This window comes from Vibrio sp. R11-SG3-ISO9 (assembly GCF_059834255.1).
In genome coordinates this window covers 77363-93843 of the sequence record NZ_JCBDGU010000050.1, presented here as the reverse complement: position 1 = coordinate 93843, position 16481 = coordinate 77363, and the positions used below count along the sequence as shown (strand labels likewise).

General features: G+C 46.9%; 16 protein-coding genes. 7 read left to right on the top strand and 9 right to left on the bottom strand.

Annotation, left to right across the window (positions count from 1 at the left end):
* Positions 1-63 precede the first annotated feature (63 nt).
* The gene (locus tag AC6R05_RS18535; protein WP_500648265.1) at positions 64-1947 is read right to left on the bottom strand and encodes an ATP-dependent zinc protease family protein; all 1884 of its coding nucleotides are present in this window, start codon (positions 1945-1947) and stop codon (positions 64-66) included.
* A 415-nt stretch (positions 1948-2362) separates the two neighbouring features.
* Here AC6R05_RS18535 and AC6R05_RS18530 point away from each other — a divergent pair, with 415 nt between their 5' ends.
* The 5 genes from AC6R05_RS18530 (at position 2363) to AC6R05_RS18510 (ending at position 6627) form a co-directional block, all read left to right on the top strand.
* Complete coding sequence (locus tag AC6R05_RS18530) at positions 2363-2776, top strand: hypothetical protein (RefSeq protein ID WP_500648264.1); 414 nt, start codon at positions 2363-2365, stop codon at positions 2774-2776.
* 129 nt (positions 2777-2905) lie between these two features.
* Positions 2906-3793, top strand: coding sequence for an MbnP family copper-binding protein (locus tag AC6R05_RS18525; protein WP_500648263.1), 888 nt, complete (start codon positions 2906-2908; stop codon positions 3791-3793).
* Between the two features lie 5 nt (positions 3794-3798).
* Positions 3799-4962, top strand: coding sequence for an MbnH family di-heme enzyme (locus tag AC6R05_RS18520; RefSeq protein ID WP_500648262.1), 1164 nt, complete (start codon positions 3799-3801; stop codon positions 4960-4962).
* Positions 4959-6134, top strand: a complete 1176-nt coding sequence (locus AC6R05_RS18515) for a hypothetical protein (protein WP_500648261.1) — start codon at positions 4959-4961, stop codon at positions 6132-6134. The genes AC6R05_RS18520 and AC6R05_RS18515 overlap by 4 nt, the downstream gene beginning before the upstream one ends.
* Before the next feature lie 28 nt (positions 6135-6162).
* Entirely contained in the window at positions 6163-6627 is a 465-nt protein-coding gene (locus AC6R05_RS18510; RefSeq protein WP_500648260.1) for a copper chaperone PCu(A)C, read from the top strand.
* A gap of 89 nt (positions 6628-6716) precedes the next feature.
* On the opposite strand, the gene AC6R05_RS18505 is transcribed toward AC6R05_RS18510, so the two are convergent.
* The 8 genes from AC6R05_RS18505 to AC6R05_RS18470 form a co-directional block, all read right to left on the bottom strand.
* Positions 6717-7907, bottom strand: a complete 1191-nt coding sequence (locus AC6R05_RS18505; RefSeq protein ID WP_500648259.1) for a sensor histidine kinase — start codon at positions 7905-7907, stop codon at positions 6717-6719.
* On the bottom strand, positions 7904-8593 hold the full coding sequence (locus AC6R05_RS18500; RefSeq protein WP_150871179.1) for a response regulator transcription factor: 690 nt from the start codon (positions 8591-8593) through the stop codon (positions 7904-7906). The genes AC6R05_RS18505 and AC6R05_RS18500 overlap by 4 nt, the downstream gene beginning before the upstream one ends.
* Before the next feature lie 262 nt (positions 8594-8855).
* Complete coding sequence (locus tag AC6R05_RS18495) at positions 8856-9470, bottom strand: thiol peroxidase (protein ID WP_500648258.1); 615 nt, start codon at positions 9468-9470, stop codon at positions 8856-8858.
* 1 nt (position 9471) lies between these two features.
* Complete coding sequence (tpx, locus tag AC6R05_RS18490; RefSeq protein WP_500648257.1) at positions 9472-9972, bottom strand: thiol peroxidase; 501 nt, start codon at positions 9970-9972, stop codon at positions 9472-9474.
* A gap of 76 nt (positions 9973-10048) precedes the next feature.
* Positions 10049-10243, bottom strand: coding sequence for a hypothetical protein (locus AC6R05_RS18485; RefSeq protein WP_500648256.1), 195 nt, complete (start codon positions 10241-10243; stop codon positions 10049-10051).
* Positions 10224-11192, bottom strand: a complete 969-nt coding sequence (gene cysK, locus AC6R05_RS18480; RefSeq protein ID WP_500648255.1) for a cysteine synthase A — start codon at positions 11190-11192, stop codon at positions 10224-10226. The genes AC6R05_RS18485 and cysK overlap by 20 nt, the downstream gene beginning before the upstream one ends.
* A gap of 109 nt (positions 11193-11301) precedes the next feature.
* Positions 11302-12012 carry a DUF429 domain-containing protein gene (locus AC6R05_RS18475; protein ID WP_500648254.1) on the bottom strand — a complete coding sequence of 237 codons (711 nt, stop codon included), beginning with the start codon at positions 12010-12012 and terminating at the stop codon, positions 11302-11304.
* A 10-nt stretch (positions 12013-12022) separates the two neighbouring features.
* Positions 12023-13735 carry a DUF8808 domain-containing protein gene (locus AC6R05_RS18470; RefSeq protein WP_500648253.1) on the bottom strand — a complete coding sequence of 571 codons (1713 nt, stop codon included), beginning with the start codon at positions 13733-13735 and terminating at the stop codon, positions 12023-12025.
* 301 nt (positions 13736-14036) lie between these two features.
* Between AC6R05_RS18470 and AC6R05_RS18465 the strand changes: the two genes are divergently transcribed.
* Both AC6R05_RS18465 and AC6R05_RS18460 read left to right on the top strand, forming a co-directional pair.
* Positions 14037-14804, top strand: coding sequence for a 1-acylglycerol-3-phosphate O-acyltransferase (locus AC6R05_RS18465; RefSeq protein ID WP_500648252.1), 768 nt, complete (start codon positions 14037-14039; stop codon positions 14802-14804).
* A 141-nt stretch (positions 14805-14945) separates the two neighbouring features.
* On the top strand, positions 14946-16295 hold the full coding sequence (locus tag AC6R05_RS18460; RefSeq protein WP_500648251.1) for an MBL fold metallo-hydrolase RNA specificity domain-containing protein: 1350 nt from the start codon (positions 14946-14948) through the stop codon (positions 16293-16295).
* Positions 16296-16481: the final 186 nt, after the last annotated feature.

Sequence of the window (16481 nt, the reverse complement as noted above, 5' to 3'; positions counted from 1 at the left end):
ACGTTTGGAAAGGGCCAACTCGCAAGAGTTGGCCCTTTTTGTTTGTCTGGAATCTAGTACCGGTTACTTCTTCTTACCCAACACATAGTCTTCGTCACTACTCACAAGCGCACCGTATTTCAGGAAGTTCTTGCCTAGAATCATGCTGTACTCGAAGCGAGAACGGTCTTGTAGGTTTACTTTCACCTTTTTCTCTAAGTCACCGAGTTTGACGTCCATCTCCACCACAGGGCGAATGTTTACCTTCTCTCCCTTCTTAGCTTTAATACGCATCACATCAATCACTGGCTTAACAAAGTCTTGTTTGTCACCCTGCTTGTTTTGATACGTGAAGCTCACCATATCTTGTCCGTCTTTCTTGAAGCGTTTTATGTTAATCGCGTTCATTGAACTCACGTCTGCACCAGTATCTAGCTTAGCCGGGAATGTCATGCCGTTGACTTCAACAAGCTCAACATGACCGACTTTAAACAACGGCTCTGCGTTCAACAGGTAGTCGGCGCGGGTGTTGATATATACACCCTCTTTAGCCATTTTTTTACCTAGAACGAAGTAAGGCACCTTTTCACTCATGTCTAACACATCAAGGGCAAACTCTCGCTCATGAGCTTCACCCGATACCACAAAATCTGCACTCACTACAGGGCGAACATCCTCACCGACTTTCAACTTCTTAATCACCTTTTTAGAGACTTTTTGCTGCTCGCCATCCGCATCAATTAAAAAGAACTCTACGATCTCATCGTCACCCGAGCCCGTCATTTCAAAGCTTTCCACCTTTAGAACTGGCGTACTTACAGTAAATGAAGCGACGGCTTTCAGTGGGAAGTTATCCAACGTGATGTCTTCTTCTGGCGAGATAATTAAAGGTTCACCCGACTTAGTTGCATCTTGGAAGCTCTCGGCACCCGCCGAAAGTAAGTTTTCGGCGTTACTGTTGATCATGAAGTGCTCGCTGGCGGTCATGGTGCCAATTCTTAGCTGAGAATCACTACCTGAACGATCGCGCAGATACACCAAAATATCTCGCGTGGTGTCTTTACCCAACTCAACAGGAACATAAACCAAAGGCCTTTGTTTACCGCCTACATTGAGCATACGCACCAGTGGTAGGCTCATCTCTTGTTTCCGGCCATCGTTACTGACCATATCAAAGGTCACTAGATTGCTTTTCTTATCAACATCAATCTCTTCAGCATGCAGATTGCTGTAGCGATTCGAAAAAGAGAAGCTTGCATTCACTGATAAGCCATTAATGGATACTACTTCCTTTCTGCCTACGACCGTCGCCTTTTCTTGCTCTTGTAGGTAGTCATAGCCCGCAAACACTAACGCGTTGTCAGCTAAGAAGGTTTTACCGATCAAAATGGGCGCAGAAAAGTGGCTTCTATCGGTGAGGTTAACGTCAGTCGTGAGCTCTTGGTCTGCAATTTTGAGCGACATTTTTATGGTTGGGCGCAATATTGGCGTACTGCTGGTTCGGCTGCGGATCATACTGACGCGCTCTAGAGGTGCCTCAATCAGCTCCATCTCCCCTGTTTTGGGGTTTTGAATCTTAAACGATACCTGTGTTTCAAAAGGTTCGAAGGTGCTGGCATCCCAATCACTGTAGGCCACATCGCCATTGTTCAGCACCTCTTCTGTCAGCGCCAGCATCAACTCTTGGTCTTTTAGATTTTTGTAATCTGGATGGGTACTGGTTACTTGAATCTCTTCTGCGTGCATCGAGGTAGTTTCAGCGCCTGTGTCGATTTTTCCGACAAAAGGAATATCACTAAGCCCTTCCACTTTAGACAAGTAAACATTCTCGGTACGACCAAGCACCGACTTGCCATCAAGCTCATAGGTTGGGTTTTGCGTGGTAGGTGAAGTGTCAGTTGTTGCCATGGAATAGTGTAAAAAAACGAGTGTACTTAATAGAGTTAAAGCCAAAGGTATCTTTTTCATTAGTTGTTCCGTTGTCATCAGTTCACTAATAATACTGACGTTTTTGCTCAGAGTTCCCGCGTCAGCAGTGGTTCTCACATAACGTTTACGTGGTGACTTTTTCAATGACAAATCGATGACTTAACTGGGTTTAACCTCATCAATTCTTGACTTTAGAACGGACCATTTTCATGAGGTATTCAACTAAGAACCTAAGTCGATACCTCATGAAATCCACTGAAGACAAGTCAGCCTCTTTAAACGAATTAACTAAAAGTATAGAAGCTAAATCATTATTCCTTTTAAGTATTTATGTCACCGTTTTATAAACATAGCATTACATTCCCTTAATTTCTTTGGTAGTATCCGCGCCGAATTTAGTTAACTGAATGTTGTGATGCATATATCAAGAAATACGCAAATAAAACAAAAGGTAATGGCGATTTACGTCATTGCTGCTTTGCTGTTTCAGATATATTTATTAGCCACGATGGCGCTCAACCCATCACAAGTTAATAACAAGAACTGGCTGTCAGAAGCGCAGGGAGAGAAGATCTTGCTGTGTACTGCTGAAGGCTTTAAATGGGTCGATATTAGTGAACTCATCGAAGATAACGCGATGTCGCCACTGCCTATCGATGAAATCCATGACCCGCTCAAGTTTCAATGTCCTCTGCTAGAGATGTGTCAATTCTCTATAACCATGATCGCAATGGTGCTAGCGGCATTGGCGGTTTGGTTGTGCCGAATCGCGACGTCATTCACTCCTTATCACCATATTCAAAGCTACCGTAAGATTTACCTCGCGTTAGCGCCTAAGCAATCCCCACCCTCGACTTTCTTCGCGTAATTCGGCGATCTCGCCATACGCCTATTTTTTCTAACAAAACACTGATCACCGCCTTTGATTCAACTGGCGGGACGTATTTGCACGCATTCAATCTGTTGTGCACAAGAAAATAATAAGAAAGGAAAGTCTATGTTCAACCAAATCCCAGCGACGAAAGCGCTCGTTACCGCTTTTGTCTGCACCGCTTTGTCCGCTTGTGGTGGTTCAAGCTCTAGCCCATCAACGTCAGTAACCCAGCAAGATGTCACTATCCAATTTGCCGCAAAAGTCGGTACACAAGACATCGAATGTAAGCTGATGGATACCACTACAGTGGGTATCGATAACACCAATCCAGAGTTTAAAGACGTACGTATGTACATCTCTAACCTCGAGCTGATTGATGACAAGGGTGAAGCAACGCCAGTCAGCCTCAAGCAAGATGGAAAATGGCAATATCAGAACGTTGCCCTACTGGATTTTGAGACAGGTGCAGATAGCTGTGCCAATGGCAATGAAGCACTCAACCACCAAATCACAGGTCAAGTTCCCGAAGGTGATTACACAGGTGTACGTTTTACACTCGGCGTTCCTACCGACCTCAACCACTACGGTATTGATGGCGACGATGCGGTATCACCACTGGATGTGATGGGCATGAACTGGAGCTGGCAAAACGGCCACAAACACCTACGTATGGATGTGAGTGGTTGGAATATTCACTTAGGTACTACAGGTTGTGAAGTAGTGGATGCCGAATCTGAAATTGTTAATTGTGCCGACTCTCGCCCGAACAGGCCCACATACCAGTTCGATAACTTTGACCATGCATCCAATGTGATTGTGTTTGATTACCAAAGCTTGGTCGCGAGTAACGACATTACTTTCAATACTCCGGGGACGCCTCCCGGTTGTATGTCCTCAAGTGTTGATGCCGACTGCCAGGGTATTTTCGATAAGCTTGGATTAGACCTAACCACTGGGGAGTGTAGCGCAGGTAACTGCAGCACATCGCAATCTTGGGTGTCGGTGGAGTAATCGCTATGTCAGCAAACCTGAAGCGAGGTTTGCTGACATCGCTTGCGATCGTCATGTTCGCAGGCTGTGGCAGCGAATCAAGCTATACCGTTACCCCAGAAAACACCACCAATCCATTTGGTTTTGACTTCCAAACAGGCTCTCTTCCTCAACCGAAAGAGCCTGTAGATAACCCTGCAACGGAAGAGAAGTTTCAGCTAGGGCGACACCTCTTTTATGACACCAAGCTGTCTGGCAATCAAACCATGTCGTGTGAGTCTTGCCACCAGCAGGCATTGGCTTTCTCTGACGGATTAGCCGTACCCACAGGTTCAACGGGAGAGGTGTTGCACCGCAACTCTCAAACCTTGACCAACATTGGCTACAACGCCTCTTACACGTGGGCAAACCCTATCTTGAAAGAGATTGAGCAGCAGTTAGTGATCCCGCTGTTTGGTGAGTTCCCCGTTGAGATGGGTATCAATGATTCAAATCGAGAGGCGATCTTAGAGCGCTTTCGTACGGATGTGGATTATCTCAACCGCTTTAATGCCGCCTTCCCTGATGACCAAGACTCAGTGACGTTTCCAAACATCATCAAGGCGTTGGCTGTGTTTAATCGTGCTCTGATCTCCAAAGATTCAGACTTCGATAAGGGCACCATGAGTAGCTCAGCCCTGCGCGGACAAGATCTGTTTAACAGTGAAAAGATGGAGTGTTTCCACTGTCACAATGGCTTTAACTTCAGCGATTCAACCCTGCACAGTGATTCCGTGTTCGTGTCGCGCCCTTTCTTCAATACTGGTTTGTACAACCTAGATGATGAGGGTAGCTACCCGATTGAAGACAACGGCCTGTTTACCGTGACTCAAAACCCACAAGACAAAGGAAAGTTCCGTCCGCCAACACTCAGAAACGTCGAGTTTACCGCCCCTTATATGCACGATGGCAGTATCGCGACTTTATCGGAAGTCCTCGATTTCTACGCCAACGGTGGCCGCAACATTACTTCGGGAGAGCATCAAGGCGATGGTAGGAGCAACCCGAACAAGAGTGAGTTCGTCAAAGGCTTTTCGCTAAGCCAACAAGAGAAGCAGGACATGCTTGCCTTCCTCAATGCGTTGAGTGACGAGGTGTTTATCTCTAACCCACGTTATTCCAACCCATTTGTACAAGGAGCTGCGCAATGATCGTTTCTAGTTCTACTTTTAATAGAGCAATCACAGCATCACTAGGAATGCTGATACTCACTACATCTGTTCATGCTGAAACTGGCACTGTCGATAAGGTGAACCTGAGTGAGGTAAACGTACAAACCAATGTGTTTGCCCAATTTGGCTACTACCAAACTGACCGAGATTCGGCTTACACCATTCCCGGTGTGCTTACCGACACCAATGCCTTCCACTACGAAGAAGGCTTACAGCTCATGCACGGTGAGCTGGGTTTTCTGGCTAGCCTCGACCAAGTGCTCGCGACCAAACTCGTCATCGGCAGCCATCACGGTGACGCCGTTGAGCTGGAAGAGTTATGGCTCCAACCCTATCTACATCAGGATTGGACCTTGCGCCTTGGCCGTCAGTTGAGTGAGATTGGCTTGTGCAACAGCACCCATGAACATGACTGGCGCTTCTTAGATGCGTCTTTAACTCAGCAGGCTTTTCTGGGGAATCAATACTCCGATGACGCAGTTCAAGCGACCTACGCACAAAACCAGTATGACGTCACTTTGTGGGTCGGGCGTGGCGATGGTTTCCCTGCGCAATACGATACAGATTCCGCGTCACCCTCTGCGTTCGGGCTACATACACAGTGGCATCACTTGCGCAGTGACTATCAACTCAACCTAGTCGCAAGCCTTGCCTACTTCAAAACCTACCAGCGACAGGCGGACGCTTCCGATAACCACGGTCATGCTCATCCAACCGACATCAATATTATGTTTGATGGTGACACGACACTGGTATCTTTCGGCGGCAACCTTCAATGGGAAGCATTGAACTGGCAACTTGAGTGGATGGGACAACGCCTTGAATCAACCCTCACCGATTCACAGCAGATTCGCTCGGATCTCGATGCCTTTCAGCATGGCATCACCACCCAACTCAGCTGGCAGTTTGAAGACATTGAAGTAGCCGCTCGTTACGACTGGCTAACCACCGACAATGACGTTACCCAAACCAGCAGCGAATTCGAACAAGCACTCGATGCCAATGGCCACAACCCGCAACGCATCAGTGCTATTGCTAACTGGCAAATTGCACCATTCCAGCTAGTGCGATTTCAAACTAACTATGAATCCATTACTCAACAAAACCAACTGGTCTTTTGGCTGGTGTATCAGGGCAACCTGACTTGGTAACCGATTATTAAAAACAAGAGAGACTATTATGAAAAAACATCTCAACACTTTGATTCTATTTATCGCGACGCTTTTTAGCATCAATGTCGCGGCTCATGAATACACCGCAGATAGCATTCAAATTGATCACCCTTGGAGCCGTGAAGCGCCGCCTAATGCCACTGTAATTGCAGGCTTTTTCCAGCTCAAGAACCTAGCGACAAAGGATGACTTTTTGATCAGCGCATCGACTCCTATCGCAAGTCGCGTAGAGATTCACACTCATGAGATGTCGGACGGCATGATGAAGATGATGAAAATCGACAACGTGCGTATTGGCAGCATGAAGACGGTAATGTTTAAGCCGGGTGGTTACCACTTGATGATCTTCAACCCAAACAAGTCTTACAAAAAAGGGGAACGCCTCCCGATGACGTTGCAATTTAAGAACGCTGGCAAAGTAGAAGTCGAACTCGCGGTTGAGGAAAACGCGCACGTTCACCATCACCACTAATGACTAGTCACTAACCACTAGCTAAAAAACAAGCCCCCTTGTGTTTCTTACAGCAAGAGGGCTTGTTGTATTTCAATAGGCTAAAGGAATCAGCGCTGCATGATGAGAGTCACTTGTCCGCCGTGATCAGTATTCGATAACAGGGTTTTGCCGTTCAAGTGCGCGGTAAGCTCGTAAATAAGCAGCATCCCGATCCCAAAACCATCTTGCGGTTTGATGCTATCAATGTCGCCATCATTGAACGCTTGAATGATCGGTTGTGGAAAGCCACGCCCGTCGTCGCTGATCTTCACAACATCGAAATGTGGGTAGTTGGCGTAAACAATCTTGATGTTCTCACGCGTGTAACGGCACGCATTACTGAGAATGTTGAATAGCAATATCTTGAGCACTTTGCGATCGGTGGTGATCGTTTGCTCGCAGTTAACCAGCTCCAACCCTTTTTTGTTGCTCAGTGCCGAGAAAGTCTTATGCACTATCGCTTCAAAGTTCGCCTCTTCTCTAGCTAATGGCACCTGCTTGTTTAAGATCTTTAGCAAGTGGAGACTGTTCTCACACAACATGTTCAGGCTTCTCACCTGCTCATCGAGCTTGGTTAGCAGAAATGCATCGCTGTTGCGGCTCTCGACCAGCATGTCACTGGTTAGCTGAATTGACGAGAGTGGGGTTCGAATGTCATGAGGCAGTGCCGCGAAGATCATCTTCTGGCGCGCCATCAAACTCTCTATCGCTTCCGCCATCTGATGTTGATTCGCGATCAGTGTTTTCACGGCTTCAGGACCCGTTTCATCGACACGAGCCTTGAAGTCGCCCCGCGCATAGTGTGTAGATAGGTGATGAAGCGACTTAAAGCCATTGGTCCAGGTACGGAGCGACAAGACCAAGATGATCAACGTACATACAAGCTGCAGAACATCTTCCAAAAGCTCCACCAGTTTGATGTGGCGAATCGCTGGATCATTGTTGTAGGCCTCGCTATTGAACGTTCCTAAAATCTCTTTATCGCCGCGTTTCTTCGCCAGTGTGTACTCTCCCTCATCGACCCTTTGCATCTCTCCCGACGAGACATCACATTGGAACAACCAAACCGGAGACTCTTCTTCAGACTTGCTGGGAACGAGCGGCTCCAGAAAACCATTCAACACCATCTCTAAACGGCGAAAGTTCAGGTCTTGTTGCAACTGTTCTTTGTACGGAGCCAGTAACACCAACGACAGCATGGTGCTTATCAAGTAACCCAAAATCAGTGAACTGATGATCTGACCGATAAAGGTTTTCATCGAACCACAACCTGATAGTTAAGGTAGAAACCGCGGCTACGTTTGTTTTTGATCAACTCCATATCTGGCAGGTAGGCGCTGAGCTTTTTACGCAGGGTCGACACTCGCATGTAAATAGAGCGGTCTTCAATGTGATAAGGAAAGCCGTGAATGTGCTGGAAAAGCTCATGTACTGGCATGGGCTCATCGGCTTTCGCCAACAGCTCAAGGAGCTCAAATTCGGAGGGAATCAATGGAACCGTAATGTGCTTAAACTGCAGTGTTGAGTTTCTAGGGCACAACCTAAATATCAACTCTTCTTCAACCCGAGAGTGAATACTTGGTTTCTGCTCTAGGATCTTTCGGATACGCTCACGAAGCGCATTGGTGCGGACTGGCTTGGTAATGTAATCATTCGCCCCAATAGTGAGCGCGTTGGTTTCTGTGATCTCATTGTCGTTGGCGGTCATGATGATCACTGGAATGGTCGAGCCTTGTTGGCGCAGGCTCTCTAGAACACTTAACCCAGAAGTGTGTGGGAGTTGGATATCAAGCAATACCAACTTAGGCGCTTGATCCATAATTATCTCAGCGGCACCTTCACCACTGCTTAAACAGTCAACCGAATATCCCTCTACATTTTTCAAAAAGTAACACAGCATCTCCCTAAGCTGCAGATCATCTTCCACTATTAAAACGTCAGACATTGAATATTCTCTACTTAAATTAGTATTAATAACCAACCTAGCCAGTAAAGCTAAAATCTCACAAAAGCAAAGCTTTAACTCTCTTACATTATAAACGTTTTTCGTCACGGCAACGTTTGCGTTGCTCTAATGGGGGCAGTGTAAGGCCAAGAGGTGATTTACTCTGTAAGATAATGTAAGCCCCTCTATAAAAGAAGGGCTTAATAATTGATTTACAAGAGAACTCTTGTCGTCAAAGTCGGCGTTCTAACACCGAGATTGATTAACCTTGTTTGTTCGCTAGCTCGACAGCAGCTGCAAGGTTTGGCAATGTCGTCAGTTCTGGTACACGTTGTACGAGAATGATCTTGTTGTTTTGATCCGTCACCACAATGCTGCGCGTCAGTAGGCCAAGTTCTTTGATCAGCGCGCCAGTCTTTTCACCAAATGCATGCTCTACCGAGTCTGACAGGTACTCAACACCCGTTAGCTCATGCTCAGAAATAAAACGCTGCTGTGCGAATGGTGTATCTGCACTGATCGCGTAAAACTCGATATCTTTCAGTGACGCTTTATTCTCATTCACAAACTGAGAAAGCTCTGCCGCTTGCTGAACACATACAGGAGTATCAACTGACGTCAGTAAGCTATAGATCTTCACTTTGCCGTTGGTTGCGCTGGTATCGAACGGCTTAAGGTTTGATGTCATTAGCTGAACAGAAGGCATGTAGTCGCCGACTTTTACACCTTCACCAGCTAGATGAAATTTGTTGGTTTTCTCTAGCGTCACGATCTCGCCTGAACCTAAGCTAGCGTGCTGCTCTGTCACTTCAAACTGCGCTGAAGCAGAGGTCGAAAACAGAGCAGAAAGTGCCATAACTAACAGTGACTTTTTCATATTAAGCACCTACTACTTCAAGAACTGCTTGGTAGTTAGGCTCTTCTGTGATTTCAGAAACTAATTCGCTGTGCATCACTTTACCTTCTTCATCAACCACAACCACTGCGCGAGTTGCTAGGCCTTTTAGTGCGCCTTCATTCAAGTTCACACCGTAGTCTTCAGTGAATGTTGGAGAGCGGAAGAAAGAGAAGTTTTGCACTGAATCGATAGACTCAGATGCGCAGAAACGGCCTGTTGCAAATGGCAGATCTGCCGAGATGTTCAGTACCGCAACACCTCCAACACTTGCTAGCTTTTGGTGGAACTCACGCACGCTTGCCGCACATACTGGCGTGTCGATGCTTGGGAAGATATTCAGTACCAACTTCTGGCCTTTCATCGACTCAAGAGTGATGTCTGCCAGCTCTGCTGAGCATAGTGTGAAGTTTGGTGCTGCTTGGCCTGCCTGTGGGAATGAACCAGAAACAGAAACCACTTCGCCTTGAAAAGTAATTGACATGATTTACCTTCGAAATATTTATTATTAAATGAGATAGATAAGATTGAGCGACTTATCCATCTCTATTCTATGGCGCTTACTGGCCATAAAAAGTAAGGGTGACTAAGCCTAGGTAAGTCGCGATATAGACGGGAGCAACATAGAAGAAGATTAGAGTTCCATCTTCATCGGCTATGCGCTCTTTTAGGGCTTTGACGCCAGCTTGTGGAAGCAAGGCGCTCACCAATCCCCCAAAAATAGAGGTGATCGTGCTAGTTACTACTTTTTTCATCGAACATACCTGCGAACAACGCTGAACTTAGGTAACGCTCGCCCGAACTTGGAAGCACCGTGACAATGTTCTTGCCGCGGTATTCGTGCATATCGGCAATGCGATTCGCCGCGACAACTGCTGCGCCAGAAGAGATCCCCGCAAGAATGCCCTCCTCTTTCATGAGACGATTGGCCATATCGATAGCTTCTTGAGAAGTGACGCGCTCTACGTGGTCGATAAGAGTGAGGTCTAAATTGCCCGGAATGAACCCAGCACCAATGCCTTGGATTTTATGAGGCGCAGGTTGAATCTCTTCCCCTGCTAATGATTGAGAAATAACGGGAGATTCAGCAGGCTCAACCGCCACCGACAACACCGGCTTTTTCTGATAGTTCTTAAGGTAACGGCTCACGCCTGTGATGGTGCCACCGGTACCTACGCCCGCGACAAACACATCAATTTGGCCTTGAGTGGCATCCCAGATCTCTGGCCCCGTGGTTTTTACATGGATCTCAGGGTTAGCAGGGTTATCAAACTGCTGAAGAAGCAGATATTTATTTGGATTGGCATCGACGATCTGCTGCGCTTTTTCTATCGCACCTTTCATGCCTTTGGCCGCTTCGGTCAAAACCAGGTTTGCGCCCAAGGCTTTCAATAGCTTGCGGCGTTCTAGGCTCATCGATTCAGGCATGGTCAGGGTCAGCTTGTAGCCACGCGCTGCAGCAACGTAAGCCAGAGCAATACCCGTGTTACCGCTAGTCGGCTCAACCAACTCAATCCCTGGCACTAGCTTGCCCAGCTTCTCTGCTTGCCAGATCATGTTGGCGCCAATACGACACTTAACACTAAAACTTGGATTACGTGATTCAATCTTGGCCAGCACACGTCCGTTGCTAACGCGGTTCAAGCGCACCAATGGAGTTTGACCGATGGTGTAGGAGTTATCTTCTGCGATGTTGTTTCTCATAACGACTGCTCTTATTAATAATTAGAGCAACAGAAAATACGTCTCGCGAGTTATGAAGATAACTAACGGCAGTTAAGACACTGTAAGTGGCTTTTAGACATGAAAAGAGCTAATGAGATGACGGCTGCCAATAGACAATCTCGCGGGTTCGACCTTGTTGATCTTTGTCTTCATTCTCTGGAAAGGAACTCAGCCGGTCAGAATGCAAAGCACACAGCATTAAAGCAAACGCATCGATAAGATCATCAGGCGCCACTTTCGATTTCTTGGTGATTGCTGCTTGGTGCTTGAGCTTATCAATATGTTGAGGCAGGTATTGCGCTAACAAGTCGAGCCTTTGCTGTTGGCCTTCGATGCTCTTTTTCGAGTGCTCTAGCGGCGCACCATTCAAAGTGGCAAACACCACCTCTGGGTGGGATTCTCGCAGATAGAGTTTAGGGTGAAGGTGGAATAACGCATCCACCTCGCGCATTTTTGGCAGAATGTACCAAGCCTGTTTAGAGAGCTTACGCCCACACAACTCAAAGTTAATCTCACAAGCCTGAGGGTAGCTTTCAGCATAAGCCGCTTCACGACAAGGCACTGGGAACACTGAAGCCCCGCGAGTTCTCGTTAAGTATTTTCGGGCTGCTTTGTCGCACAACCTATCGGGCGTTTGTGAATCACTAAAGCCGACTGGGATATCAATCAGAGTATGAGCATCACGCAACTGTTCTGTGATCTCAGAGAGCTCAGCGACCACTTCTAGTTGCACCTCATCGTGCTCCCAACTCCAAACCACCCAACCCGCTTTGCAAGCATCTATGCCGATGTGTTTCATGACTATCTACCTAACTCCATTCATTGATAAGTAAGCGACTTTTAACGCCACGAACCTGCAGTCCCATAGCATCAAATACCTCTTCAAAGTCACGGCATTGCGGTGGAATGTTCGGCAAGGAGAGGGCTGCCTCAGAAAAGAATCGCTGCTTGGATAGGTCAGAGTGATCCCATGCCAATTGCCACCAATCCAAGATCCTCTGCTTTGATTTATGTAGCTTCTCTGCTGTAGGCATTTTGTCACTTTTTTTGAGGTTTTCGTTGGTTGTGGTTGGCAACAAATTCCATTTGTCATTGTTCGGCCAATAGGTAAATGGCAGGCAGTGATCAACGTGATAGTCTTGCTTAAGCACAGTCCCACTCCACACGCTCACAATCTCTGCTTGTTCTTTGCGCAGCTGTTCGACGCGCTTTCTGACGTCTCGCGTATCGTGGTTATGGTCAATCCACACCAAGCAGTCATGATAGGTTTGCAGTGAAATGTTGCGTTCACGGTTTGTCTCGAAACGCTGCATTTCCATCACCCACTGGTTAACGACTAATGGCTCAATCCAAGAGTGATAGATTCGAAAACACTCCCACAAACTCTCATCCAAAGTGAAGTAACCAAAGCTGGCTAAGAAGTCGCTGTCTATCACCAAAGAACTGAGTGACTTTCGACGCTGTGCTGGAGGCAGTATCTCGAACAGTTTGTTGTCTTTGGCGCCCTGATAGATAAAAGTGACAGGCCCAGCTTTGATGGTACTTATGGTATGCGAGAACAGTTTCTGTAGCGCTTTCGCTTCTTCTCCTAGAAACATCGCACCAATCGCGAGATCGTCGGCACTCAAATGTTTGAGCTGGTTCCAACCATCTTCTTTCACAAAACCGAGCCCTTTAGTGGTATTGCTGTTCTGCTGAATACCAGAACCTTCAATATCGATATCAATCAACCTTTTAAACTGCCTTACCCAGTACAGAGCCACCAGCCCGACTGGAAGCAGTATTTTGCCGTCACTTCTATCGATGACCGCTCCTGAGTGAGCATCAGCAATACGTAATAGTGTTCGCAATAAGGCCAGTTTGTAAGTCGCAGATTTGTTGTCGTTAACAATGATATGTCGCACTTTGTTGAGATCACCAGAACCATCGTCAGGTAGAGTCATAACAACGGTCTGCCACCAAACCTCACTTCGATTGAGTTGGTCTTTACTCTCGTCAATATGTCGGACTTGTAAGGCACTATTTTTTGCCAGCTGTTCGAGCTCTTCAACAGAAACCGGATAGCCTTGACGTTGGTCGTCGAACTCACCATGTCGAAGAGTGATAATCAAGCGGCCATTAGGTGCAAGTAGATTAGAGAGTTTGCGAAAGGCTCGCTCACGATAGCTGCTTGGAAGATGCATCCAAACCGCACTCACCAAGATAAGATCAAAACGCATCCCGAGATTTTCAGTTCGACTCAATGCAGGAAGTGCATCATTAATCCAAGTAACCTCTACCCCGGTGTATTCTGCTCCTAACTCGCGAAGAGCATTACTCGGTTCGATAGCTATCACCTCACAACCTTGTTGTTGCATCCAACGAGCATCACGCCCGCTACCAGCGCCAACATCAAGCACTTTATCGCCCGCTAGAGGCCAATAAGGCTTCCAACTGTGATGTACAGATTCAAACGATACCGAGTTGTACTGATGACTCAAGGTAAGCGCATTGTGGTGATAGAAATCGATAGTAGAGGACATGCTCGGTCGGTTGTTGTGAGTTCTAACTCAATGATAAGTCGATGATTAATAGATTTCTATCTAGAGATGCTGTTGTTACTGTTTTTTCCTAAGCATGATCTTTTTCTTTGATCCCAATATCACTCTAGCCAGTGAACACGTGTGTGCTGATACCCTAGATTCTTGGCTGCGGTTTTATATACATCTCTCACTCTTGATGTCTGCCGCTCTCAAAATGTTGCAACTTGGTTAAATAGAACTGAAGCTCTAATCTTCTTCAACGGTTTGAATACTGCCAATGTGCAGTGGAAAGGAGTCGGCTGTGCTTACTGCTCTTCGTCTTATTTTGGCTACGGTGTTTGTGGTTGCCACAACACTGAGTGCGCTTGTTTTCTGTCTGTTTAGCCCTAAAAACCCTAAGCATGTGTATTTCTTCTGTCGCTGGTTCAATCAACTACAAAAGATCCTTGGCCTTACAATTATTCAGCGCGGGCTAGAGAACGCGCCAACGCCGAAAAACAGCGTGTACATTTCGAATCACCAGAGTGTATTTGATTTCGTTACCGATCCGGGAATGCTAAGACCGCGCACCGTCTCACTGGGGAAACGCGACCTTTTGTGGATTCCATTCTTTGGCGTTTTGTATTGGATCACGGGTAACATCTTGATCAATCGTGAAGACAAATCCAAAGCCAGAGATACGATTAAGCAAGTAGCTGAGGCGATTCACCAGAGAGACCTTTCGGTATGGGTTTACCCAGAAGGTACTCGTAGCAAAGGCCGTGGGCTCTTGCCTTTTAAAACGGGCGCGTTCCGGATGGCGATTGAGGCAGGTGTGCCTATTACCCCAATGTGTACCAGTACCACTCACAACAAGATTGATTTGAATCGCGCCAACAACGGCATTGTGATCACTGAAATGCTAGAACCTATCGATGTGTCGGATTACGAACTGGGTGATGCCAGAACCCTTGCTGATCACTGCCACGCTTTAATGGCGGAAAAAATCGCCCAGCTTGATGCAGAAGTCGCGCGCTTAGAGGCTGAAGCCAGTCCAAAGCTCGATACACGTAAAAGTTCGACCCAATAGCAGAGTGATATCTCGCGACAGTTGGGCTGAGTGAAGGTTCAATTACATTTTACCGCTCGCGGCGTCGCAACTCTCGTCGCTGCTATTTTCTTTGCCCGTCCCGATTAGCACAGTTGAGGTTGGCTTTAATAGGAGCGACGAATGCAGGTTATTCATCACGGTGGTAAACATACAGTTACGGGCTCTTGCCATGAGCTAAGAGTAGAAGACCAAGCAATATTGATTGATTGTGGTCTGTTTCAAGGCGCAGATACTCGCCCATTAGAAGTTGAGTTTAACACTCAGCATCTAAACGCTTTGCTGCTGACCCATAGCCATATTGATCATATTGGTCGCATTCCATGGCTGCTAGCGACTGGCTTTAATCAACCCATCATCTGTACCAAAGCGACGGCCGCCATTGCCCCACTGATGATTGAAGATGGTCTGAAACTGCAAGGCTTTAGCCACAGCCAACGAAAGCAAATCCTCAAAAGAATTCACTCACTAATACAGCCTCAAGCCTATCATCAGTGGTTTCCAATTCCGCGAGCGCCTCACCTCCACAAGCAAAAGGATCATAGTAGGCCAAATACTCTTTATGCTCGTTTTCAACCTGCAGGGCACATACTTGGTTCGGCCTATATTGAGGTTAAATTACCGAATGAAGAAGTGGTGGTGTTTTCTGGAGACCTTGGCCCAAGTAACACTCCCCTACTGCCCGACCCAGTGTCACCAGGAAGAGCTGACTATCTGTTTATTGAATCGACCTATGGTGCGAGCAATCATTCCAATATCGCTGAGCGTGCAGAAACTCTAAACCGCATTATTGAGCACTCATTGGAAGATGGTGGCGCAATCCTTATCCCCGCCTTTAGCGTTGGAAGAACTCAAGAACTGCTGTTTGATATTGAACAGATGATCGAGCAGCGCTCTCTGAGTCGCCAACTGCCCATCATTCTTGACTCGCCAATGGCACACAAGATCACCCGCTCCTATCGTCAATTTAAAGAACTATGGGGAGAGGAAGCGAAGGAGAGATTAGCAGCACACCGCAATCCATTGGCGTTCGAGCAGTGCATTACGATTGATGATCACCGAGCCCACAAGAAACTGGTCAACAGACTCAAATCAACGGCAGAGCCTGCGATAATTATCGCTGCCTCGGGAATGTGTCAGGGCGGGCGAATCATGAACTATCTATCGGCTTTACTACCCGACAAGAGAACAGATGTGATTTTAGCGGGTTACCAAGCCCATGGAACATTAGGTCGTGCTTTGCAGCAAGGAGAAATGTCTGTAGAGATCGACCAAGCTCGTATCTCTGTGAATGCACAAATTCATACAATGTCTGGTTATTCCGCTCACGCGGGTCAAAACGATCTTATGCGCTTTATCGAGGGCATCACTCCCCCACCAAAATCTATCCATTTGATTCATGGTGAACCAAAAGCTCAAATCGCCTTTGCCAAACTACTTGAAGGGCGTGGGTATAGTGTGTCAGGTAGCTAGGGCGTGTTGGCCTTTCGAGCTGATTTTTGCAGCGAGTTGCTGGGTACTTCTACAAGGCAGAGGTTTTGATGTGTAGCTAGCCTACATGAAAAGCCGATAACGCAGTAGAAATGACCAGCAAACGCTGCCCGAAGGGTTCGAGCTGGGCGCCCCCGCAAAAAGCGTTTTACTCTTTGTTGAGGGGGG